Annotated in this window: 23 protein-coding genes; 12 read left to right on the top strand and 11 right to left on the bottom strand. The window is 64.0% G+C overall.

Features of this window, described 5'->3' with window-relative positions; all coding sequences use genetic code 11:
• Positions 1-47: 47 nt before the first annotated feature.
• Both BM382_RS05225 and BM382_RS05220 read right to left on the bottom strand, forming a co-directional pair.
• Entirely contained in the window at positions 48-1,169 is a 1,122-nt protein-coding gene (locus BM382_RS05225; RefSeq protein ID WP_072442166.1) for a polyamine ABC transporter substrate-binding protein, read from the bottom strand.
• 106 nt (positions 1,170-1,275) lie between these two features.
• Positions 1,276-2,307, bottom strand: coding sequence for an AraC family transcriptional regulator (locus tag BM382_RS05220; RefSeq protein ID WP_072442164.1), 1,032 nt, complete (start codon positions 2,305-2,307; stop codon positions 1,276-1,278).
• A 364-nt stretch (positions 2,308-2,671) separates the two neighbouring features.
• On the opposite strand from BM382_RS05220, the gene BM382_RS05215 reads away from it, so the two are divergent.
• Genes BM382_RS05215 through dctM form a run of 3 tightly spaced genes read left to right on the top strand, consistent with a single transcriptional unit; the run spans position 2,672 to position 5,643 of the window.
• Positions 2,672-3,673: a TRAP transporter substrate-binding protein gene (locus tag BM382_RS05215; RefSeq protein ID WP_072442162.1), complete on the top strand. Its 1,002-nt coding sequence runs from the start codon at positions 2,672-2,674 to the stop codon at positions 3,671-3,673.
• 57 nt (positions 3,674-3,730) lie between these two features.
• Positions 3,731-4,363: a TRAP transporter small permease gene (locus BM382_RS05210; protein ID WP_053158031.1), complete on the top strand. Its 633-nt coding sequence runs from the start codon at positions 3,731-3,733 to the stop codon at positions 4,361-4,363.
• Positions 4,363-5,643, top strand: coding sequence for a C4-dicarboxylate TRAP transporter large permease protein DctM (gene dctM, locus BM382_RS05205; RefSeq protein ID WP_072442160.1), 1,281 nt, complete (start codon positions 4,363-4,365; stop codon positions 5,641-5,643). Before BM382_RS05210 ends, dctM begins: the two co-directional genes overlap by 1 nt.
• Before the next feature lie 110 nt (positions 5,644-5,753).
• Here dctM and BM382_RS05200 read toward each other — a convergent pair whose 3' ends face one another.
• The 5 genes from BM382_RS05200 to BM382_RS05180 all read right to left on the bottom strand — a co-directional run bounded on the left by BM382_RS05200 (position 5,754) and on the right by BM382_RS05180 (position 11,840).
• Positions 5,754-6,365 carry a DNA-3-methyladenine glycosylase family protein gene (locus BM382_RS05200; protein WP_011060957.1) on the bottom strand — a complete coding sequence of 204 codons (612 nt, stop codon included), beginning with the start codon at positions 6,363-6,365 and terminating at the stop codon, positions 5,754-5,756.
• 117 nt (positions 6,366-6,482) lie between these two features.
• On the bottom strand, positions 6,483-7,385 hold the full coding sequence (locus BM382_RS05195; protein WP_072442158.1) for an alpha/beta hydrolase: 903 nt from the start codon (positions 7,383-7,385) through the stop codon (positions 6,483-6,485).
• 44 nt (positions 7,386-7,429) lie between these two features.
• Positions 7,430-9,670, bottom strand: coding sequence for a TonB-dependent siderophore receptor (locus BM382_RS05190; protein WP_015635364.1), 2,241 nt, complete (start codon positions 9,668-9,670; stop codon positions 7,430-7,432).
• Positions 9,671-9,810: 140 nt separating this feature from the next.
• A complete protein-coding gene (locus BM382_RS05185; protein WP_072442156.1) occupies positions 9,811-11,148 on the bottom strand; it encodes a sensor histidine kinase in 1,338 nt (445 codons plus the stop codon).
• Entirely contained in the window at positions 11,148-11,840 is a 693-nt protein-coding gene (locus BM382_RS05180) for a response regulator transcription factor (protein ID WP_011060961.1), read from the bottom strand. The genes BM382_RS05185 and BM382_RS05180 overlap by 1 nt, the downstream gene beginning before the upstream one ends.
• Before the next feature lie 182 nt (positions 11,841-12,022).
• Between BM382_RS05180 and BM382_RS05175 the strand changes: the two genes are divergently transcribed.
• The 4 genes from BM382_RS05175 to BM382_RS05160 all read left to right on the top strand — a co-directional run bounded on the left by BM382_RS05175 (position 12,023) and on the right by BM382_RS05160 (position 14,739).
• Complete coding sequence (locus tag BM382_RS05175) at positions 12,023-12,718, top strand: helix-turn-helix transcriptional regulator (protein ID WP_072442154.1); 696 nt, start codon at positions 12,023-12,025, stop codon at positions 12,716-12,718.
• Between the two features lie 5 nt (positions 12,719-12,723).
• Positions 12,724-13,509, top strand: coding sequence for a PhzF family phenazine biosynthesis protein (locus BM382_RS05170; protein WP_072442443.1), 786 nt, complete (start codon positions 12,724-12,726; stop codon positions 13,507-13,509).
• A 115-nt stretch (positions 13,510-13,624) separates the two neighbouring features.
• The gene (locus tag BM382_RS05165) at positions 13,625-14,272 is read left to right on the top strand and encodes a hypothetical protein (RefSeq protein WP_072442152.1); all 648 of its coding nucleotides are present in this window, start codon (positions 13,625-13,627) and stop codon (positions 14,270-14,272) included.
• The gene (locus BM382_RS05160; protein WP_072442150.1) at positions 14,269-14,739 is read left to right on the top strand and encodes a surface-adhesin E family protein; all 471 of its coding nucleotides are present in this window, start codon (positions 14,269-14,271) and stop codon (positions 14,737-14,739) included. The genes BM382_RS05165 and BM382_RS05160 overlap by 4 nt, the downstream gene beginning before the upstream one ends.
• Before the next feature lie 10 nt (positions 14,740-14,749).
• On the opposite strand, the gene BM382_RS05155 is transcribed toward BM382_RS05160, so the two are convergent.
• On the bottom strand, positions 14,750-15,178 hold the full coding sequence (locus BM382_RS05155) for an N-acetyltransferase (RefSeq protein WP_072442148.1): 429 nt from the start codon (positions 15,176-15,178) through the stop codon (positions 14,750-14,752).
• An 89-nt stretch (positions 15,179-15,267) separates the two neighbouring features.
• Here BM382_RS05155 and BM382_RS05150 point away from each other — a divergent pair, with 89 nt between their 5' ends.
• From BM382_RS05150 to BM382_RS05130, 5 genes are all read left to right on the top strand, one after another.
• Positions 15,268-15,561 carry a hypothetical protein gene (locus BM382_RS05150; RefSeq protein WP_072442146.1) on the top strand — a complete coding sequence of 98 codons (294 nt, stop codon included), beginning with the start codon at positions 15,268-15,270 and terminating at the stop codon, positions 15,559-15,561.
• Positions 15,562-15,601: 40 nt separating this feature from the next.
• Positions 15,602-15,952, top strand: a complete 351-nt coding sequence (locus BM382_RS05145; protein ID WP_011060968.1) for a hypothetical protein — start codon at positions 15,602-15,604, stop codon at positions 15,950-15,952.
• Between the two features lie 107 nt (positions 15,953-16,059).
• The gene (locus BM382_RS05140) at positions 16,060-16,668 is read left to right on the top strand and encodes a hypothetical protein (protein WP_072442144.1); all 609 of its coding nucleotides are present in this window, start codon (positions 16,060-16,062) and stop codon (positions 16,666-16,668) included.
• 16 nt (positions 16,669-16,684) lie between these two features.
• Positions 16,685-17,272 carry a hypothetical protein gene (locus tag BM382_RS05135; protein WP_011060970.1) on the top strand — a complete coding sequence of 196 codons (588 nt, stop codon included), beginning with the start codon at positions 16,685-16,687 and terminating at the stop codon, positions 17,270-17,272.
• 474 nt (positions 17,273-17,746) lie between these two features.
• Complete coding sequence (locus BM382_RS05130) at positions 17,747-19,354, top strand: alpha/beta hydrolase (protein WP_011060971.1); 1,608 nt, start codon at positions 17,747-17,749, stop codon at positions 19,352-19,354.
• Between the two features lie 92 nt (positions 19,355-19,446).
• Here BM382_RS05130 and BM382_RS05125 read toward each other — a convergent pair whose 3' ends face one another.
• The 3 genes from BM382_RS05125 to BM382_RS05115 all read right to left on the bottom strand — a co-directional run bounded on the left by BM382_RS05125 (position 19,447) and on the right by BM382_RS05115 (position 21,288).
• The gene (locus BM382_RS05125; protein WP_072442142.1) at positions 19,447-20,145 is read right to left on the bottom strand and encodes a hypothetical protein; all 699 of its coding nucleotides are present in this window, start codon (positions 20,143-20,145) and stop codon (positions 19,447-19,449) included.
• A 91-nt stretch (positions 20,146-20,236) separates the two neighbouring features.
• Positions 20,237-20,791: a UPF0149 family protein gene (locus tag BM382_RS05120; protein WP_072442139.1), complete on the bottom strand. Its 555-nt coding sequence runs from the start codon at positions 20,789-20,791 to the stop codon at positions 20,237-20,239.
• A gap of 95 nt (positions 20,792-20,886) precedes the next feature.
• Positions 20,887-21,288, bottom strand: coding sequence for a hypothetical protein (locus BM382_RS05115; RefSeq protein ID WP_011060973.1), 402 nt, complete (start codon positions 21,286-21,288; stop codon positions 20,887-20,889).
• Positions 21,289-21,577 lie beyond the last annotated feature (289 nt).

Genomic DNA, 21,577 nt, shown 5'->3' with positions numbered 1-21,577 from the left:
CATGGACGCCGTTGGCGGCGTCCTGGCGGGCCTTCGCAGTGAATGACTCAGCGGCCACTGGTGACCTTGACCCAGGTCCGGGTCCGGGTGCGCTCGGCCTTGGCCGGCAGCGGGGCCAGGGGGTAGAGGCGGGTCATGGTCTCGGCGCTGGGGAACAGGTCCGGGTTGTCCAGCAGCGACTGCTGGATGAACGGCTTGGAATCGGTCACGCCGTTGGGGTAGCCGACGTAGTTGCTGATGGAGGCAATGACCTTGGGTTCCATCAGGTAATTGAGGAAGGCGTGGGCGGTGTCCACGTGCTTGGCGCCGGCGGGAATGGCCACGGTGTCGATCCACACCAGGGTGCCTTCCTTGGGAATGCGCATTTCGATGTGCACGCCGTTCTTGGCTTCGTTGGCGCGGTTGGCCGCCTGCAGGAAGCCGCCGGAGTAGCCCACGGCCACACAGATGTTGCCGTTGGCGATATCGCCCATCCACTTGGCGCTATGGAAGTAGCGCACGTAGGGACGCAGCTTGAGCAGCATGGCCTCGGCCTTGCGGTAGTCCTCGGGGTTCTGGCTGTTGGGGTCCAGGCCCAGGTAGTGCAGGGCCAGGGGCAGCATTTCGGTGGGCGAGTCGAGGAAGGTCACGCCGCACTGGCTGAGCTTCTTCAGGTTCTCTTCCTTGAACACCAGGTCCCAGCTGTTGACCGGCGCGTCGCTGCCCAGCAGCTCCTGGACCTTGTCGCGGTTGTAGCCGATCAGGTTGGTGCCCCACATGTAGGGGATCACGTAGCGGTTGCCCGGGTCGCTCTGCTCCAGCAGCTTCATCACGGCCGGGTCGAGGTTCTTCCAGTTCGGCAACTGCCCGCGGTCCAGGGGCTGGAAGGCGCCGGCGCTGATCTGCTTGCTGACGAAACCGCTGGAGGGCACCACCACGTCATAGCCGCTGTTGCCGGTCAGCAGCTTGGCTTCGAGCACTTCGTTGCTTTCGAAGATGTCGTACTTGACCTTGATCCCGCTCTGGGCCTGGAAATCCTTGATGGTGTTGGGAGCGATGTACTCCGACCAGTTGAAGATGTTCACCGTGCGCTCGGGGGCGGCCTGGGCGGTGACAGAGACGGCCAGGGCCAGGGCACCGAGGGTGCAGGCCGTGGCGAGGCGGGAGAGGGCGGTGTGCAACGATTTCATATGACAACTCCATGTCCGAAATGAGCGGAACCATCCGAGGCGGACATTTTTCGTCGGATAGGTCGCAGAGAGAATGCTTGCAACGGTCAATAGGGGATATTTAGCGTCAATCTTCGGCGCAGTCCGAGAGCGGCCCGAGCTGGCCGGCCAGCTGGCGGAAGCGCCCGGGAGCGACGCCGCTCCAGCGTTGGAAGGCGTGGCGGAAACTTGCGGTTTCCTTGAAGCCCAGGGCTTCGGCGATGCGGTAGATGGGCAGGCTGTGCTGGCCCAGCAACTGCTGGGCGCGGGCGTAGCGCAACTCGTCCAGCAACTGCTGATAGCTGGTGTCCTGGGCTCGCAGGCGCCGGCGCAGGGTGCTGGGGGAGCAGTGCACCTGGCGCGCCAGGCTGTCGAAATCCGGCACCGCGTGCAGCTGTTCATTGAGGATGCGCCGCACCTGGTCGATCCAGGTCGGCCGCGCGCTGAGCTCCTCGTTGAGGCGGATGCAGCGTTGCAGCATGTCGTTCTGGGTCACCAGGTCCGCCAGGGGCAGGCGCCGGTCCAGCCACTCCAGGTCGAAACCGATGGCATTGAGCCCGGCATTGAACTGCACCGGGCAATTGAAGGCCTGCTCGTAGCTGTCCATATAGGGCTGGGGGCCATGCATCAGTTGCACCTGGCGCAGGGGCAGGGAGCAACCCAGCAGGTCCTGGCAGGTGACCCGGTAGGACGACATGCAGAAATCGGTGTTGAACACCTCAAGTTCGCTTTCGCTGTACTGGTCGGCGGTGAGCCAGGCCAGGCCGTCGCGGACCTCAAGGTCGAGGCGGAAGAAGGTGCCCAGCAGCAAGGGGTAGCGCAGCGCCAGGGACCAGCCTTCGCGCAGAGTGGCGCTGGTCAGCAGGGTCAGGCCGAACATGCCGTAGGCGGAAATGTGCAGGTTGCGCCCCAGCACCAGCCCCAGGTCCTGGCGAAACTGCACGGCGTTGCTGAACACGCGCATTTCCTGGCTGATATTGATCAGGCTGTTGGGCAGCTCCAGGTCCGCCAGCTGGATGCCGCTGCCCTCCAGCAGCACCTGGGCGGGTACGTCGCTGTCACGGAAGGCGTCCAGCACCGCTTGGGTGGTATGCAGGGTGGTCAAGCGAAGGGCGGTCATCGACGATCTCAGAGTGATATCGGGAGGCGTGACTTTAGGGGTTACGCGCCCGCGGTTCAATTGCCCCTTGCAGGCGCTGGCGGGGGCGGCGCAGGGCTCGGGGGGCCTTTCGCCGGCAAGCCGGCTCCTACGGGGAGGTGGGCGGCGCCGATTGCGCAGGCACTGCCCGTTGTAGGAGCTGGCTTGCCAGCGAAGGCGCTGGCAGGAGCGGCGCAGGGCTCGGGGGCCTTTCGCCGGCAAGCCGGTTCCTACATGGGGCGGAGCGTTCGGCGGGGGTGAACGCGGGTATCAAAAATTCGAAATTCTCTATACGCCATGCCTTAGGCACTCTTCCCTCAATCACAACAATAAAAAGGTGAAGTCCATGTTCAAGCTCTCAAGAGCGCTGTTCTGTGCCGCCGCATTGCTCGCTGCCGGGGTGGCCCAGGCCGCCGAATCCACCGGCAACCCGATCATCATCAAGTTCGCCCACGTGGTGGCCGAGAACACCCCCAAGGGCCAGGGCGCGCTGCTGTTCAAGAAGCTCGCCGAGGAGCGCCTGCCGGGGCGGGTCAAGGTCGAGGTCTACCCCAACTCGTCGCTGTTCGGCGATGGCAAGGAAATGGAGGCGCTGCTGCTGGGGGATGTGCAGATGCTGGCGCCGTCCCTGGCCAAATTCGAGCAGTACACGAAAAAGATCCAGATCTACGACCTGCCGTTCCTGTTCGACGACCTGGCGGCGGTGGACCGCTTCCAGGCCGCCGAGGGCAAGCAGTTGCTGACCTCGATGCAGGGCAAGGGCATTCTCGGCCTGGCCTACTGGCACAACGGCCTGAAGCAGTTGTCGGCCAACAAGCCCCTGCACGAACCCAAGGACGCCCGTGGCCTGAAGTTCCGGGTGCAGGCCTCCAGCGTGCTCGAAGAGCAGTTCAAGGCGATGCGCGCCAACCCGCGCAAGATGAGTTTCGCCGAGGTCTACCAGGGCCTGCAGACCGGCACCGTCAACGGCACCGAGAACACCTGGTCGAACTATGAAAGCCAGAAGGTCAATGAGGTGCAGAAGTACTTCACCGAGTCCAACCACGGCCTGATCGACTACATGGTGATCACCAACGCGAGCTTCTGGAACGGCCTGCCGGCGGACGTGCGCGGCGAGCTGGAAGCCATCATGGCCGAGGTCTCGGTGGAGGTGAACAAACAGGCCGAGGCCCTGAACCAGAGCGCCCGGCAGAAGATCGTCGAGGCCAGGACCAGCGAAATCATCGAACTGACCCCCGAGCAGCGCCAGGCCTGGCGCGACACCATGCGCCCGGTGTGGAGCAAGTTCGAGGACGAGATCGGCGCCGACCTGATCAAGGCCGCCGACGCCGCCAACCAGCGCCACTGATACGCCCTCCCGGCCGTCCGCGGCGGACGGCCACTGCCCGTTTCGCGAGGTATCTCTATGCAGTCCCTGAGACGTATCTGGGAGCACCTGGAGGAGGGCCTGATTGCCCTGCTGCTGGCGACCATGACCCTGGTGACCTTCGTCTACGTGATGCTCAACAACATCTACACCCTGTTCTTCGCCCTGGCCGACAAATGGGCCGCCAGCAGCGCCTTCTTCAACGCTCTGGGCGACGCCACCATGGGCCTGGCCCAGGACATGACCTGGAGCGTGGCCCTGACCAAGGCGATGTTCGGCTGGCTGATCTTCTTCGGCATCTCCTATGGCGTGCGCACCGCCGGGCACCTGGGGGTGGACGCCCTGGTGCGCCTGACCCCGCGCCCGGTGCAGCGCTACCTGGCGCTGCTCGCCTGCCTGTGCTGCCTGGTGTACGCCGGGCTGTTCATGGTCGCCAGCTTCAAGTGGCTGAGCGCGATCATGGCCGCCCATATCGGCGCCGAAGACCTGGACCGCTTCGGCGTCCGGGTCAGCCATATCGTGGTGATCGTGCCCATCGGCTTCGCCCTGGTGCTGATCCGCTACCTGGAAATCTTCTACCGCATCTTCACCCGACGGCAGTTCGGCCTGGGCCTGGCCGACGAGGCGGGCGAGGCCAGCAAGCTGGCGGGCAGCCATGAGGAGCGTCACTGATGGCCGTGCTCTGTCTGTTTCTGCTGCTGTTCGTGTTCATGTTCCTCGGCGTGCCCATCGCCATTGCCCTGGGCCTGTCGGGGGCGGTGTCGATCCTGATGTTCAGCCAGGACTCCCTGAGCTCCCTGGCGATCAAGCTGTTCGAGACCTCCGACGCCTACACCTTCCTGGCGATTCCGTTCTTCCTCTTGTCCGGGGCCTTCATGACCACCGGCGGCGTGGCCCAGCGCCTGATCGACTTCGCCAACGCCTGTGTCGGCCACATCCGTGGCGGCCTGGCAATTGCCGCGGTGCTGGCCTGCATGCTGTTCGCCGCGCTGTCCGGTTCCTCGCCGGCCACCGTGGCGGCGGTAGGCTCGATTGCCGTGGCGGGCATGGTGCGCTCCGGCTATCCCAAGGAGTTCGGCGCCGGGATCATCTGCAACGCCGGGACCCTGGGCATCCTGATTCCGCCGTCGATCGTCATGGTGGTGTACTCGGCGGCCACCGAGACTTCGGTGGGCAAGCTGTTCATGGCCGGCGTGTTGCCCGGCTTGCTGCTGGGCCTGCTGCTGATGGTGGCGATCTACATCGTGGCCCGGGTGAAAAAGCTGCCGGCCCAGCCACGGGCCACCTTTGCCCAGTGGCTGAGTGCTGCGCGCCGGGCGTTCTGGGGCCTGTTGTTGCTGGTGATCATCCTTGGCGGCATCTACAGCGGCATGTTCACGCCCACTGAGGCGGCGGCGGTGGCGGCGGTGTACTCGGCCTTCGTCGCCCTGTTCGTGTACCGCGACATGAAGCTGCGGGACTGCCCCAAGGTGCTGCTGGAGTCGGGCCGGCTGTCGATCATGCTGATGTTCATCATCGCCAACGCCATGCTCTTCGCTCATGTGCTGACCACCGAACAGATCCCCCAGGAAATCACCGCCTGGGTGATTTCCGAAGGCCTGACGCCGATCGGTTTCCTGCTGATGGTCAACGTGGTGCTGCTGGTGGCGGGCAGCTTCATGGAGCCCTCGGCGATCGTGCTGATCCTGGCGCCGATCTTCTTCCCGATTGCCATGAAGCTGGGGATCGACCCGATTCACCTGGGCATCGTCATGGTGGTCAACATGGAGATTGGCCTGGTGCATCCGCCGGTGGGCCTGAACCTGTTCGTGACCTCGGCGGTGACCGGCCTGACCCTGGGCCAGACCATCCGCGCGGCGATGCCGTGGCTGATGATCCTGCTGCTGTTCCTGATCCTGGTGACCTACGTGCCGCTGATCTCCCTGGCCTTGCCCAACTGGCTGGGCATGTAGCGCCCCCATCGCTGGCAAGCCAGCTCCTACAGGCGCGCATAACCCCGTAGGAGCCGGCTTGCCGGCGAACCGCGCAGCGGCCAGTCCGCACCGGGTCAAGTGCGCGGTGTTCAGGCCGTCGGCACGCGCCACAGGTACCAGGCAGCAGTGGTGCGCCAGGGGCTCCAGGCCTGGCCGATCTGGCGCAGCTGCCGGGGGCTGGGCTGTTTCTCCAGGTCTTTCAGGCGGCGATAACCTTCGCGTACGCCAAAGTCGTCCACGGGCAGTATGTCCTCGCGCTCAAGGCTGTAGATCAGCAGCATCTCCACGGTCCAGCGGCCAATGCCAGGCAGCTGGATCAGGCGCTCTATCAACTGTTCGTCATCCAGGCCACGGGCGCTGGCGGCATCGGGGACGCGGCCGTCCAGGGTGGCCTGGGCGATGCCCTGCAGGGTCGCTACCTTGCGTGCGGAAAAGCCGCAGCCGCGCAAGCTCTCCAGGCTGGCAGCGGCCAGTTGCCCGGGCGTGGGGAAGTCCTGCCCGGGAAACAAAGCGCGCAGGCGGCCGAGTATCGCGTCGCCCGCGCGTGCATGCAGTTGCTGGTAGGCCACCGCGCGCACCAGCGCCTGATAAGGCTCGCGCTCCGGGCGGGGCTGGTGCAGGCAGGGGCCGACGGCGGCGATCAGCGCGGCCCAGTCGGCATCCAGTGCGGCAAGAAAACGAGTGGCAGGGCAGGTGGGCATTGGCGATCCGGAACAAGTGGCGGGGCGAGCGGCAGATTAGCCCGCCGCCCCAAGGCTTGCACCCTGTCTCTTGCGCTGGAACTCGCGGCCCGGGCCTTGCACCCGGGCGCAGGGTTTTCAGTCCTTGGCCGCCGATAGGTAGAGCCGCTCCAGCACGTAGTGCAACGAGGCCGCCAGGGTTTGGCCATGGCTGAGTTTTTCAAAACTGTGGTAGTCCAGGGCCAACCCCGGCAACTGGGCCAGTTGCGCCTGCAACTGGCGGGCGCGCTGGTCGGCCTCGGGCCCTGCTGGCTGGCGCGGGTTGCCCGGCTCGGCGTCGCCACGCATCAGCAGCAATTGCGCATGATGGCCCTGCAGGCGCTCGGCCAGGCCCTGGGCCTGGGGCAGGATCAGGCCGTCGCCCCACCACAGCGAAGGGCTCGCGGCGGCGTAGTGGCGAAACGCCTGGGGCTGGCTGAACAGCGCCTGCAGCACCAGCAGGCCGCCATAGGAGTGGCCCCACAGGGTCTGTTGCGCGGTATCTATCGGTGCCTGGGCCGCCACGGCCGGGCGCATGCGCTCGCGCAGCAGTTGCAGGAAGGCTTGCGCGCCGCCGCTGGGTTGCCCGGTCAGCGGGTCTTGCTGCTGCGCCTGGCCCGGTTGCTGCGGGGTGTAGTCATAGGTGCGGGCGTTGCGCTCGATACGCAGCGGGGTCTGGTAACCCACTGCCACCAGCAGCGGCGCCTGGCCCTGGTCCAGGCGCTTGAGCTGCTCGGGGTCGAGGGCGCCGATGGCGGCGTTGCCATCGAGCATCCACAGCACCGGGTAGCCCTGTGGCGGCGGCGCCTGCAACGGCTTGCCGATCCACAGTTGGTAGTGCCGCTGGCCGTCGGCGGAATCCAGTTGCAGGCTAGTGAAGCGGTAGGGCAGGTCCTGGCGTTGCAGCAGGCTGCGGTCCATGGGCTGGTCCGGGGCGGGGGCGGCCAGGGCCGCTCCCGCAAGGCCCCAGGCCAGGGCCAGGGGCAGGAAAAAAGTTCTCATCAGGCGTTCTCGGCAGGCTCTTGGTGATGGCTCTTGGTAATGGCTCAGAACGAAGCGGTCAGGCTGGTGTATAGGGTGCGCCCGGGTTCGTTGTAGGTGGCGGCGCCGGCCCCGGCAATATTGTTCACGCCCTGGGCATTGCCTTCACGGAACAGGCGTTTGTCGAACAGGTTGTCGACCCCGGCGGTCAGGCTCAGGTTGCGGGTCAGGGCGTAGGTGCCGCTGACCCCGGCAATGGCGTACGGCGCCAGTTGCTGGGTGGCGCTGCCGGTGACGCGGTCGCCGTGGTAGTCGTATTTCTTCGGCGTCTGCTGGCCGTACCAGGCCACGGTCGCCTGCAGCGACAGGTCCTGGGTGGCCTGCCAGTCGAGCATCGAGTTGAGGGTGTAGCGCGGGGTCACCGAGAGGTAGTCGCCGGTTTCCTTGTTCTTCGATTGCAGCATGTAGGTGAAGTTGTTGTTCCAGGTCAGCTGGCTGGCCAACGGAATGGTCAGGGTGCCTTCCAGGCCTTCCACCAGGGCCTTGGGCACGTTTTCCCACTGGTAGATCGCCGAGTTGCGGTAAGCGCCGCTGCCGCCGCTGGCATGGCTCACCGGGGCCAGGCCGGATTCCACCTTGTTCTTGTAGTCGTTGCGGAAGTAGGTCAGGCCGGCCACCCAGCCGTCGGCCTTGTATTCCAGGCCCAGTTCCTTGTTGACGCTGGTTTCCGCCTTGAGCTTGTCGTTGCCCTGCAGGTAGCAGCTGGTGCTCTGGCCGTAGCAACCCTGGCCGCGGCTGTAGAGCAGGTAGTCGGAGTTCAGCTGGTACAGGTTCGGCGCTTTGTAGGCGCGGGCGATGCCGGCCTTGAGGGTCAGGGTGTCGCTCAGGGCGTGGGACAGGTTGAGCGATGGGCTCCAGTTGTCGCCGACGATGCTGTGGTGGTCCAAACGCAGGCCGGGGGTGAGCATGGTGCCCGGCTGCAGTTCGATGTTGTCTTCAGCGAACAGCGAGAAGATCTGCGCGCTGGACTGGGTGCTGCGGTTGCTTGAGCTCAGGCCGCCCACGGCGCCGCCTTCGCTGGTGCTCTGGGTGTTGGCGCTGGGGTCGTCGAGCTTTTGCTGGGACCATTCGCTGCCCAGGGTCAGGGTCTGCTCGAAGCCGGCGCGCAGGGGCAGGTTGACCTCGCCATGGGCGGTCAGGTCGCGCAGCACCGCGGTGTAGAACTCGCTGTTGCTGAAGATGCCTTCGGTGCCGCCGGCCAGGCCTTCGTTGATCCGCGTGTTGCGGGTCTTTTCGTATTGCAGGTAGGCCATGGAACTGCCGAAGTCCCATTCGCCACGATGGGTCACCGAATAGGTCTCGCGGTAGCTGCGGTTGGTCTCGTGGCCCAGCAGGTTTTTCACCGTGCTGTTGCTGTTGGTGTTCTGGGTATCGCCGGTGTAGATGTTGCCCTGGCGGCTGAAGCCGGCTTCGAAGTCCAGGCTCTGGTCCGGGGTCAGGTGCCAGCTCAAGAGGCCGTTGAGGTCCTTGTTGCGTACCCCTTCGCGGCCGGCGGGCAGGGTGCCGACCTGGTTGCCGGTGCGCAGGGATTCATGGCCGGCGTTGATGTCGGCGTCGTCGGAATCGGTCTTGGCCACGTTGCCGTAGACCCGGTAGCTCAAGCTGTCGGTCAGCGGGCCGTTGAGGCCGAAGCTCATGCGTTGGGTGGCGCCTTCGTCCTTGTGGGTCGGGAACGAGCTGTAGATCGTGGCATTGCCGTGGGTCTGGATGCCGGCCTGCTTGGTGATGATGTTGATCACCCCGCCAGCGGCGCCGTTGCCGTAGCGGGCCGCCGCCGGGCCGCGGATCACTTCGATGCGTTCGACCTGGTCGGCCGGCACCCAGTTGGTGTCGCCGCGGCTGTCACGCTCGCCGCGCCAGCCGTAGCGCACCGAGTTGCGGCTGCCCACCGGCTTGCCGTCCACCAGGATCAGGGTGTTTTCCGGGCCCATGCCACGGATGTCGATCTGCCGGTTGTTGCCGCGCTGGCCGCTGGTGGAGTTACCGGTGAGGTTGACCCCGGGCATGGTGCGGATGATCTGCGACAGGTCGTTGGCCGGCGGGCGCTTCTGGATGTCCTCGGCGGTGATCACCGAGACCCCCGGTGCCTGCTTGGTTTCTTCCTTGGCGGTGGCGATGACGCTCTGGGGTTCCAGCTCCAGGACCGGCTGGGTCGAGCCTTCGTTGGCGGCCTGCACGGCCTGGCTGAGCAGGCAGCAGCCGGACAGCAGGAAGGGGGCGAAAGGACGCATCGAGCGCATGGACATCGGTGATCTCCGGACAGAGGCAGAAACAGAAGATCACGAATGATAATGACTGCTATTTGCGAGTAAAGCGCATTAACTTTCTAAACACTTCCAGGTCGGTACGAGGTTCTATCAGGGAGCCGGGCGCGCTTGTGCCGGGCCTAGGCGGCGGGTAGCAGCAGGTGCATGCACAGCCCGGGGTGGCCGTTGCTGGCCCAGATCCGCCCCTGATGCAGCTCCACGGCGCGCCGGGCGATGGCGAGGCCCAGGCCGAAGCCGTCGCCCTGGGCCGAGTCCAGGCGCTGGTAGGGCTGGAAGATGCGTTGCAGGTCCTGTTCGGCAACCCCTGGTCCCTGGTCTTCCAGGCACAGGTGCCAATAGGCGCCTTCGCGCCAGCCGCGCAGGCTCACCCGGCCGCCGGCGGGGGAGTAGCGGATGGCATTGCGCAGCAGGTTCTCCAGGGCCTGGGCGATGCTGTCCAGGTGCACCTGGACCCGGCACTCGGCGTCCAGCAGGCAGGGCAGGCGCTCGGCGTCCCAGGCGCTTTCGAAGCAGGCGTCCTGGCGCAGGGCTTCCCAGATCGACAGCACCTGCACTGCTTCGGTGGGCAGCTGCGGGCGCTCGGTGTCGAGCCAGGCCAGGTCCAGGGTGTCTTCCAGCAGGCGCTGCATGTCGGCGATTTCCCGGTCCAGGCGCTGGCGCAACTGCTCCGGCGGCAACCGGCTGTCATGGGCGATGCGCAACCGCGCCAGGGGCGTGCGCAGCTCGTGGGACAGCGTGCGCAGCAGCAGGCGCTGCTGGGCCAGGCTCTGGCGCAGGCGCTCGGCCATGTGCTCGAAGGCCAGGGCCAGTTCTCCCAGTTCGTCGTGGCGGTTCACCAGGGGCGTGTCCAGCCCCTGGCTTTCCAGGTCGTCGGCGCGCAAGGCATCGGCGCGGTCGCGCAGGCGGTTCAACGGCAGCACCAGGTGGCGGTAGAGCAACAGGCCGAGCAGGGCGGCCAGCAGGGTCGGCACCACGCCATGGCTGAGCACGTGGGTCCAGGGCGTCAGGCCGCTGGGCAGCAGGCGCTCGGGCAGTTGCAGCACCAGCCGGCCTTGCTCCGGGTGCTCGGGGAATTCGATGCTGACGTAGGGCAACTCGTCCTGCAGGCGCCGGCTCATGGGCCAGTCGAGCTTGCGCATGAAGGTCAGGTGGCTGGCTTCCTCGGCGGTCAGCGGCGTGCTGCCCAGGCTCTGCAGGCGATCGCCGATCACCGCGACCCAGGTGTCTTCCCGGGTTGCCAGTTGTCGCTGGAACTCATCGACCGCGGCCACGCCGCCCTGGCGCCAGGCGTGCTCGGCCTGCTGGGCGTAGCTGGCCAGGTACTGGCGGTCGGCGGGGTCGAGAAAATAGGTGCTGCGCTCGGCCGACAGGCCCCAGGTCCAGATGATCCAGGTCAGCAGCAGGCAGAAGCCGATCTGCAACAGCGCCAGTTTCCACAGCAGGGGGTGACGGCGCATCAGTGGCGTTCCGCTTCCACCAGGATGTAGCCCGCGCCGCGCACCGCCTGGATCTGCAGGTGCTGCACCCCAAGGTCGGCGAGTTTGCGCCGCAGGTTGCACACGTGTACATCCAGGCCGCGATCGAGCCTCGTGTAGATGCGGTGCAGCACGTGCTGATAGAGAAACGGCTTGCTCAGGGTTTCCCCGGGGTGCTCGCGCAGGGTCGCCAGCAGCCGGTATTCCGAGCCGGTCAGGCCCGCTGCGCGGCCCTGGTGCAGTACGTCCTGGGCCTGGTCGTCGAAGCTCAGGTGCGGGTCCTGGCGCGTGGCCTGCAGCTGTTGTACCCGGGCCATGCGCCGCAGCAGGGCGTCGGCGCGGGCGTCCAGTTCGGCCAGGCTGAAGGGCTTGGGCAGGTAGTCGTCGGCGCCTCGGGTAAAGCCGGTGATGCGGTCCTGCTCGGCGCCCAGGGCCGACATCAGCATCACCGGCGTGCCCTGTTCCTGGCGCAGGGTTTCCAGCAGGGCCAGGCCGTCCATGCCCGGCAGCATGATGTCCAGCAGCACCAGGTCGAAGTGGCCGGCGCGCACCGCGGCCAGCCCCTGGCGGCCGTCGGTGCAGGTGGTGACGGTAAAGCCGCGCTGGCGGAAATGCAGGTCCAGGTCGTCGCGCAGTCGGGCGTCGTCTTCCACGAGAAGCAGGTTGGGGGTCATGGGGCAGAGCACTTGAATGGGGATATTTAATGAGAACGTTTTACATTTGCGAATATTGCAGCAATGCCCTTGGCTATGCAATTGCCATGATGGGCGGGCATGACCGGGATCAATCGAACAAGAAGTTGAATATTCAACAAAGTGTTGATATTTTTCCTGGCCGTTCACCTTGGTAGTCACCCATGAACCGATCTTGCGCTTCCCTGCTTGTCGAACGTCAGCTGGTGCTGCAGGTGCTGCACAGCACTTTGCAGATGCTGGGCAGCGTGGTCGGCCGGCACGTGGAGATTGTCCTGCATGACCTTGACCGTCCCGAGTGCTCGATCGTCGCCATCGCCAATGGTCATGTCACCGGGCGCCGGGTAGGCGACCCGGTGCTGGTCGGGCCGCGCCAGGACCTGGGTTTTGCCGCGGTGCGACGTGCCCTGCAAGACCGCTCCGCGGCGACCCCGCTGGTGCTGGAGAACTACCCGACCCTGGCCCCCGATGGCCGCGAGCTGCGCAGTTCCACGGTGATCTTTCGCGACAGCAGCGGGCAGCCCTTCGCCAGCCTGTGCAGCAACAGCGACCTGAGCGGTATCGCCGCCGCTCATGCCTGCCTCGGGCAGTTGCTGGGCCTGGGCAGCGCGCCTGCGCCGCGCCGCGACGAAGCCCCCGACATGGAACAGTTGCTGGCCCAGATCATCCAGGGCGCCTGCCCGGGAAACGGGGCGCGCATGAGCAAGCAACACAAGCTCGACGCCGTGCGCCAGATGCAGGAGCGCGGGGTGTTCATCGTCAAGGGCGGGATCGAAAAGGCCGCCGCGGCCCTGGGGGTGACCCGCTACACCATCTACAACTACCTGGAACAGATCCGCGCCCAAGGCGCCGAGGAATGACCGCGATGCAGCTCGATATCTTTCAAGTGGATGCCTTTACCTCCCACGTCTTCGGTGGCAACCCGGCGGCGGTGTGCCCCCTGGATGCCTGGTTGCCGGACGAGGTCCTGCAGCGCATCGCCCTGGAGAACAACCTGTCGGAAACCGCCTATTTCGTGCCCCGGGGCGAAGTCTTCGAACTGCGCTGGTTCACCCCCACGGTGGAGGTCGACCTGTGCGGGCACGCCACCCTGGCGGCGGCCTGGGTGCTGTTCGAGCAGTTGGGCGAGCGCCGCGACGTGCTGCGCTTTGCCACCCGCAGCGGCGAGTTGCGGGTGAGCCGCGAGGGCGGCCTGCTGTCCATGGACTTTCCCGCCAAGCAGCCCGAAGCCGTGGCGATTCCTCCGGCCCTGCTGCAAGCCCTGGGGTTGCCGGCGGCCGAGGCCCTGTACCGCACCGACGATTACCTGCTGGTGGTGGACGACGAATCTCTGGTGGAGGCGCTCAAGCCCGATTTCGCCGCACTGGCCGCCTTCGATGTGCGCGGCATCGCCGTGACGGCGCCGTCCCGGGCATTCGATTTCGTCTCGCGCTGGTTCGGCCCGCGGGTCGGGGTCAATGAAGACCCGGTCACCGGTTCCGCCCATACCTCCCTGGCGCCTTGCTGGGCCGCGCGCCTGGGCAAGCGCCAGTTGCGGGCGCAACAGGGCGGGGCGCGCAAGGGCCAGTTGCAGTGCCAGGTGCTGGACAACGGGCGGGTGATCATCAGCGGCTACGGCGCCTTGTACCTCAAGGGCAGTATTTTCCTCTGAACCGGCTGCGGCGCCGCTCTGCCATGCAGGCCTGGTGCCTGCAGGCGGATTTGTCTCGGCGGTGCCGGCGGGAGTAGAGTCGCGTTTTTTTCGCCTGCTCAGGATGCTCCAGACCATGCAACGGACGCGCACCTTGCCCCGCCTTTCCACCTCACCGCTGTTGGCCGTGTTCCTTGGCCTGTGGGCCGGCACTGCCCAGGCGGCCAGCCTCAGCGAGAGCCTGCTGGACTGCCAGCCGGGTTTCTTCAAGGCCCTGTATCAGCAGCGCGGCGCACTCGGGCAGGTGGTGAAGCTGGCCGAGAATCAGCGCCAGGGCATCGCCTGGGTGCCGGTCGCCGACCGCCTGAACAACTACTCCGCATCCCAGGCGTTTTCCCGCCCGCTGACCGATCACGGCCTGCGCCTGACCGGCTACTACGACCGCCAGTTCGACCTGGGCGAGCAGGGCAGCTTCCACTTCTGGGGCTTCGAGGTCGATGCCAGCCGCGCCGCGGTGATGGCAGCGCTGCCCCAGGCCGGCTGGCAGGAGGCCGGTGAATACTTCATCTCCCGGCCGCAGATCAAACTCAACGCCACGGCGCCCTGGCAGGACAATCCGGCCGCTGCGTCGGGCATCGCCCCAGCGCCGGGTTCCGCGGAAAAAATCCTCATGCTCAGCGAAGAAGACGGCAAGACCCGTCTGCTCTGCTCGCTGCAGGGCACTATCGATCAGGCATTGTTCGACCAGGAGCGGCCAGACCTGGCCCAGGGAGCTGGCCGATGAACAAACTGCTGAGCCTGGGCGCGGCGGTCGTGCTCGCCGGTTGCGCGCATTCGGGCAGCCAGGCCCCGGCGCCGCAGCGTCCGGAGGGCATGTTCAAGGTGCTGGAAAGCCCGGAGCTGGCCACCTACTTTGCCGCCAACTCGCTGGCCCTCTACCAGAACAACCCGCACCTGCGGCAGTTCTATCTGATCAACAACTACGCCAAGCCCACCGAGCTGGGCGGTGGCAAGCCGCCGATCCACAGCTCGCGGGCGACCCGGGTGATCAACTGCGAGAAGGATGAGTCGGCGCAGTTCGGCCGGGTGTACTTCTCCGAGCCGTTCGCCCAGGGCGTGGAGGTCACGCGCAAGGAAGATCAGGCGCAATGGGCCGCGTTTCCCCGCCAGTCATTGCTCGGCGAGTTACGCAACATGGCCTGCGCCATCGACCCGACGCGGCTCAAGCTGGCCCCGGCCAAGGCGCCGTGAGCCTGGTCCTTCAGCCCGGCCAGGCCATGATCAGTTCGGCTTCTCCGGTATTGGGGTCGATGCCGTTGCCGATCACCTGGAACCCCTGCTGGCGGTAAAAACCGATGCTCGGCAGGTTGGCGGCATACACCGCCAGCTCCAGGCGCGAGCGGCGCTGGCGAGCATCGGCCAGCAGCTGTTTGCCCAAGCCCAGGCCCTGGTGCTGCGCAGCGACGAAAATCGCCGCCAGCTGATCCTCATGCAGGCAGTAGAAGCCCAGGAGCTGGCCGTCGCGTTCGGCCACCCGGGTCTGGGCATGGGGAATGTAGAGGTTGCGCATGTCCTCGACCTTGGAGCGCCAGAAGTCGGGGTCGATAAAGTGGTGGGCCTGGATCGAAACGTCCAGCCAGAGCGCCAGCAAGGCTTGCAGATCGCTGTTTTGAAAGTCCCTGATCAGCATGTTTGGGGGCCTGTCTGTTTGAAATGTGCGCCGCACGCTACCCAGGTGGCGGCGGTCTGTCCAATGATTGAGAGCCAAGGAAGTATTCGATGCAGGAACGCAACCGCACCATCACCCTCTCCGGCGAACAGGCCCTGCAAGCCCTGGCGGAGCTGGAGTACGTGTTGATCTCGCTGCACAAGATGGGCGCCTACTACAGGGATAAACCCGTGGCCGACTATCAGCGCGCCACCACCGATTTCATCGATAACCAGCAGGTCACCCAGCGCCTGGCGCAGGTGCGCAGGATTCTCAGCGAACCCTTCGACCGCACCCTGGGGGAAGACGACATGGACGACATCGAGCGCCATGTGGAGGGGCTCGAACTGTGGCGCCCCGAGTAGCAGGGCGAGGGCTGCCCGCCGATTTATCAAGGAACCTGCCATGTCCAGAATAAGCATCGCCGCCGCGACTCCCGGCACTGACCTGGCGCTGGTCAAGTTTCTCCATCAACGCCTGGGCCTGTCCCTGAGCGTTGCCCAGGGCTATCTGCGCCGTGGCGCCGAGGGCTTCTTCTACAGCGCCAAGCTGTTTCACAACGACCATGTGGAACGTGAGCAGGAACTGCGCGACATCCTCGCCTTCTGCAACAACGCCCAGGTGCCGCTGCTGATTGTCGAAAGCGACCCCGATGAGGAGTGGAACGGCGTTGCGCCCGAAGCGCTGGAGGACTGCGCGATGCCCCAGGAGCACTTGTTCAATCTGCTCCAGGCCTATGAAGAGGACTATCAATAAGGCCCGGGAGCGGGCCTGTCCCGCCCAACCGAATGCGAGGTTTTCCTAAAGTTCTGGGCGCCGGGGTCGAGACGTTGGTGCTGTCCGTCCCTCAATAAGGATATTTCGTGTTCAGAATCCTCCTCAGGGCCACCGCCCTTGTCGCCACCCTGGCGCTGACCGGCTGTGTGTCCTACAACGTCACCGGCCCCTTGGGCGCACCGCTGCATCCCGCGCCTGCCAGCAGCCCGCGCACCGCGCAAATCGCCGATGTGCAGGTTTCCGCCGCCGGTATCGACGAAGCCACCCGCACCGCCATCAGCCGCTCCCTGACCGCCCAGCTGACGCCCTACGTCAAGAGCGCCGGCTACTTCCAGCAACTCAGCGAATTTCCTACCCGCCTGGGGGAAAACGACGTGGTGCTGAAGTTCAACATGACCTCCCTCAAGGGCCATCGCGGGCCGCACCCGGGCTATGTGCCGGGGGCTCTGCTGACCCTGACGCTGTGGATTTGGGTCAATGGCCCGATCTACGTCGACAGCTTCGACCTGGCCGGTGATCTGTCGATCGTCGATCGCGACGGCAAGGAACTGGCCAGCGCCAGGGAGCAGCTCAAGTTCGAGCGCAATGTCGGTCTCTACGGGCGCGAATACTGGGCCCCGACCCAGGGCGCCAAGCAGCTCAACGAGCTGGTTGCCAAATTGCTCGACAACGCCACCGCCCGGTTGGCGCACTAGGATCAAGGAGCGTCACATGTTCGGTTCCATCAAGCACCTACTGGTGCTGGCCGCGGTACTGCTGAGCGGCTGCGTGTCCTATTCGCAACACGAACTGGCACCGGTCACGGCCTGGCCACCCACCGCCCAGGCGGAGCAACACAAACCCACGGCCTTCGTGCGCACCACCGCGATGAACCAGGTCAATGGCGGCCCGGCCAATGCTGCCGCCGGCGCCCCGGCCGCCGCCTGGGAAGCAGCGGTGGCCGATACCTACCGCCAGTCCGGGCGCTTTGCCCGGGTCAGCACCGACAAGGTCGAGTCGGACCTGTACGCCGAAGCCACCCTGTACAACAACGAGCAGTTCAGCATGGCCTCGGCCATCATCACCGGCGCCACCTTCTTCATCATCCCGTCCACGGCGAAGAACACCTTCACCCTGGAGACGGTGTTCAAGGACAAGGACGGCAAGGAACTGGGGCGGATTCGCAAGAGCGAGTCGGTGCGTACCTGGATGCAACTGCTGCTGATCGTGGCGATTCCTTTCCAGGCGGATACCCGCGACGTGGTCCAGCAACTGGCCCGCAGCACCCTGGATGAAGCGGTGCAACGCCAGTTGCTGTAACCCCCGCGCAGCACCTGATGGCAGGCATGAAAACGCCGCTGGCCCGGGTAGGGCCAGCGGCGTTTCTCATGGGCCGGGCCAGCAGCGGAACCAATATTCTCATGCCACTGCACTGGCCAGAGCCCGGCGTAGTTGATCTTGTAGTAATTGATTATTTTTGTGTTTATTAAGTAAAAGTTGATTGCCGCCTAACTATAAGTTCGCTATCGAATAGGTTTTTTCAAGTAGTGGCTGGATTTAAATTTGATTTGTGCTAGCGAGTGAGGGCAGGTCGGAGTGTTGAAGTAAAGTTGATCTCATGTGGAAAAGGCTTTAGAGGTAAGTCTTAATATTTATATATCGAGATGCTGGCTGAATGCCGCTTGCTGACTATAGTGGTGTTGTGACTAGGCAAGATGTCCACGTTGCCTCTAACTAATGTGTCTACGGCGCGAAGGTCAGTATAAGGGTCAGGAGTGATCCAGGGAGTTAGTTATGATGCGTCTCAAATGGTTAAGCCTGATTGCCTTGGGAGTAGGAGTTGCTGGTTGTTCCGGACCCGGGTCGGTCATGGAGCCTTATGAGTCGGCATTGCAACTGGATAGCACCAATGCAAAAAACTTCCATTCCAGCCTGTATTTTCCATCCGGAACCGCCTTGCATTACCCAGGGTATGTCGTGGCCATTGAAAAAAGCCCACAGGCCATCGTCGGCGGCCCCAAGGCTTATCCCCAGGTCAGCTTCGTACGGAGCGGCCAATACATCAGCGCGGAAGAACCAAGCCGCTGGGGAACACCAAGTCAGATCAGGAGATTTCAGGAAAGTGACTCTAAGGCGATGTTCATTTCGCACATCATAAAAAACTCGATAGCCAAGGACACCGCCGGGGCAAGTGATCCTTATCTTTCAAAGAATCATTGCTTTGTATATAACGCTTACGCGGCAAAGCAATTATCACTCGTCAAAAAGAACTATGATCTGGCGAAAATAAGTGACTGGCATGCCTGCTCAATATCCACCAACCTAGACAAGGTGGATGCCCATGCCTATCAGTTTTACGATTATGGAAAGTATGCGCTGTTATCGCTGGAAAATAATTTGACCCAGGACCTTCGGCAAGGTAGTTACACCCATGTTCTGGTGATTGTCATGGGCTGGAACACTGCCCAACAAGAAGCAATACGAAATTTCAATGACTTGGCTGGTAACTTGATGGCCGCTTCTTTGGAAGCGGCCAAGGGACAGCAAGAAAGTCCGATCGACAGGACGCTGGCAATCAAACCGCTGGTCGATGATCAGGTGACTGGTCACTTCCGCCCCTTGGTCATTGGCGTGACCTGGCCGTCTTATTGGTCCAACTCCTTCGGCAACGTATTCAGCTATTCAAATAAGGCCAATGATGCGGACGAAGTAGGCTTGTCCTGGCTGAACAAGATGCTCAACGAAACCATTCCGCGCAGCCTGGCGGCCTCTGGCAGCAAGGCCAGGGTTGTTGCGCTAGGCCACAGTTTCGGGGCGCGCGCCATGACTCGCGCGGTGTTCAGTTCACCGGCCCTGGTGCCTCTTGGCAGTCAGTTCCCCGATCAGCCGATGGTCACCAGCCCGGTTGATCTGGCCGTTGGCTTGCAAGGGGCGATGAGCATCAACCGTTTTGCCCCGGACCTCGGACGTGAAGGCGCTCCCTATCGGGACTACGGGCATCTTCAAAAGACCAAGGTGGTGCTGACTGCAGCCACCAACGATTCGGCGACCGGCGCCCCCTTTATCGTCTGGACCGATCCTGCCGGATCGATCGGCTCATACCACAAGGCCTGCGATACGACCGACCCCCAGTACCAGCGCATATTCGAGTGTATGACGGCTTCTGACACATCCGCAGTTCCAGGAGGTCGGTTCGAAGTCTGCAAGCACGGTCAGCAAGGCTGCGCCGAGCCGTTCAAGAGCACCGGCCCGGACAGAAAAGTGGCCTATATCGACGCTTCTAACGGTATTACCGAATTCAACTCGCCGGGATCCGGAGGAGGGGCCCACAGCGATATCTACCGCCTACCGATGGGCCGTTTGCTGTGGAAACTGATTGAGGAATATGCGCCTACCCAATGATCTGAGGGCCTTACTACTACCCTGTTGAAGCGCACCCAGCTTTGCAGGCATGGCGCACACCATGCCTGCTTAAAACGGGAATGGACCTTTGATCAGACTTTCACGGCCAGGGGTAGTGAAGCGGCTCGTGAAGCGCAGAAGGTTGCATCATCGCGCCAAGTCACCATGAGCTGGCCTAGAGTTAAATCGGTGATGGCCGGTAATGAGTACCAATGACCATTCAAGTGAAGTTGGATGTCCTGTCGTGGAATGGTCAGGCAGGGGGGATCGCAAATGATGTATCGACACTCTTGATCGTTTTGGGTCCCATCGGCAAAGCTTGTTCGCCCTGTCAACGCCGCGGTGTCTTTTTTATAGCGAGCCAGAAAGCACAGGAGCATCCAATGTTTGTAAGGCGAGATCAGCCCTGAGGCAGCCTCAATGCACTCCTTATGGTGCGAGGCAATCTTCGTTTGTGCATAGGGGAATGGGCTGTAGTAGTAGAACACGTACACCAGACCATGGACGGCTGCGTAATTTTTCAGCGCTTCGTTCATCGTCAGGTCTTGGGAATGACCTCCTCCCTGGTTGCGGCAGGGTATGGTGAATTCGCTTGAGAAGTATCGCGTCCATTGGTCAGCCGCTTCTGTTCGGTAGTAGAAGTCCTCGTCGGGCTCATGATTGCAAGTTGGCAAGCCGGACAGATATTCCTCCAATGTCGGAGGGGCGGCGGGTGCGGGAATGTCCTGCGGCTGCGGCTGCGCTGGCGCATTCCGGCTGAAAAGTCTCTTGATGCATTTGAACATGAGCATCATCCGTCCTTGGCTGGCAGACTTCCCCGAGCGTGAAGTCTGCCTTTTTTTGCCCCTTAGGCCCCCCGTGGTGCTTCTGCTGGCGTCAGCCTCAGCGCTGCGCCGTCCAATAGGCATGCAGCGCCCGCGCCGCCGGTTCGATGGCCGCTACCTGCTGGCGATGCTGGTCCAGGTCGAGGTCGGCCGGCAGTTCGAAGTTGTCCTGTTCGGCACAGTCGATGATCGTCTGCAACAGGCCGGTCTGTGGTGCCGGCATCTGCGGCCAGTTGCCCACGGCCACGCCACGCAGGTAGCCAAAGCACCATTCTTCGGCCAGCAACAGGTCCTGGCCCTGGTGTTCGGTGGTTTCGAAACGTGCATGGAAACCCTGGGCATCACTGGCCAGTTGTTCGGCCAGGGTGTTGATGTGGCGCACGCACAGGTCGATGAACTGCCGGCACTCTTGCGGGGTTTCCCAATTGGGGTTCTCGCCGCCCCAGATCGCCGGGAACCATTCGGCGATATCCACCTGGGTCGGGCCCGACACCAGCGCGGTGAAATAACCGTCCAGCTCGCAGGGGTTGAGTACCGAGTGGTCGTCGCCGTACTTGAGCAGGGTGTCTTCGAGGGTTTCGAAGTCGGCGGCGTTCAATGGGGTGTTTTGCATGAGAGAAGTCCTGGAAAAAGCAGCGGCAAGTTTCCGGGTTCAGGCCCCGGGCTGCAAGCCTTGAACGGTATGGGCGGCGCTTGAGTGCGCAGCCCTCAGGTGCCGCGCAACAGGTCCTGGGAGTCCAGCAGGCGGTAGGCGATTTCCGGGCGCTGCTCCATGGCCCGGCGGATGGCGGCCGGGATCGATTGCCGGGTCTTGCGGCACAGGCCGGGCAACTCGCCCAGGGAAATGGCGATGCCGCGCATGCTGCGGACCACGTTGTCACTGGGGCTGATCTCGACGCGGATGCCCAGTTGTTCGTACATCCGCCGCTGCATGTGTTCCAGGTCCGCCAGGTCCTTGAGGTTTTCCAGGCGTTCGAGCAGGCGCTTTTCCTCCTGGCGCGTGAGATTGAGGATGCGCAGGTCGGCTCCGGGGGTGTCCAGCAACTGCTCGCGCTCGCAAATGCAGGCGCCGGGCGGACAGGGTTGGCGGATCGCGGGGCTGGGGTTCATGGTGATCCATCATAGCGATCCCGTAGCCGCTGTCAGAGAAAATTCTGTGCCCGGCCAGCTCCAACGAGATGGCGTGGTGGCGGGGCTCTGCGTAGGCGCTGGCTTGCCAGCGAAGGCGTCTTCGGGTTCGCCGCAGGGCCTGAGGGCCTCTTCGCCGGCAAGCCGGCTCCTACGAGATGGCGTGGGTGGGGCTTTGCGTAGGCGCTGGCTTGCCAGCGAAGGCGTCTTCGGGTGCGTCGCAGGGCTTGAGGGCCTCTTCGCCGGCAAGCCGGCTCCTACGAGATGGCGT

It is taken from the genome of Pseudomonas sp. NFPP25 (assembly GCF_900116505.1).
In the GTDB taxonomy this organism is placed as follows: domain Bacteria; phylum Pseudomonadota; class Gammaproteobacteria; order Pseudomonadales; family Pseudomonadaceae; genus Aquipseudomonas; species Aquipseudomonas protegens.
The sequence above is the reverse complement of the archived record's forward strand: the minus strand, read 5'-3'. Positions and strand labels throughout refer to the sequence as shown.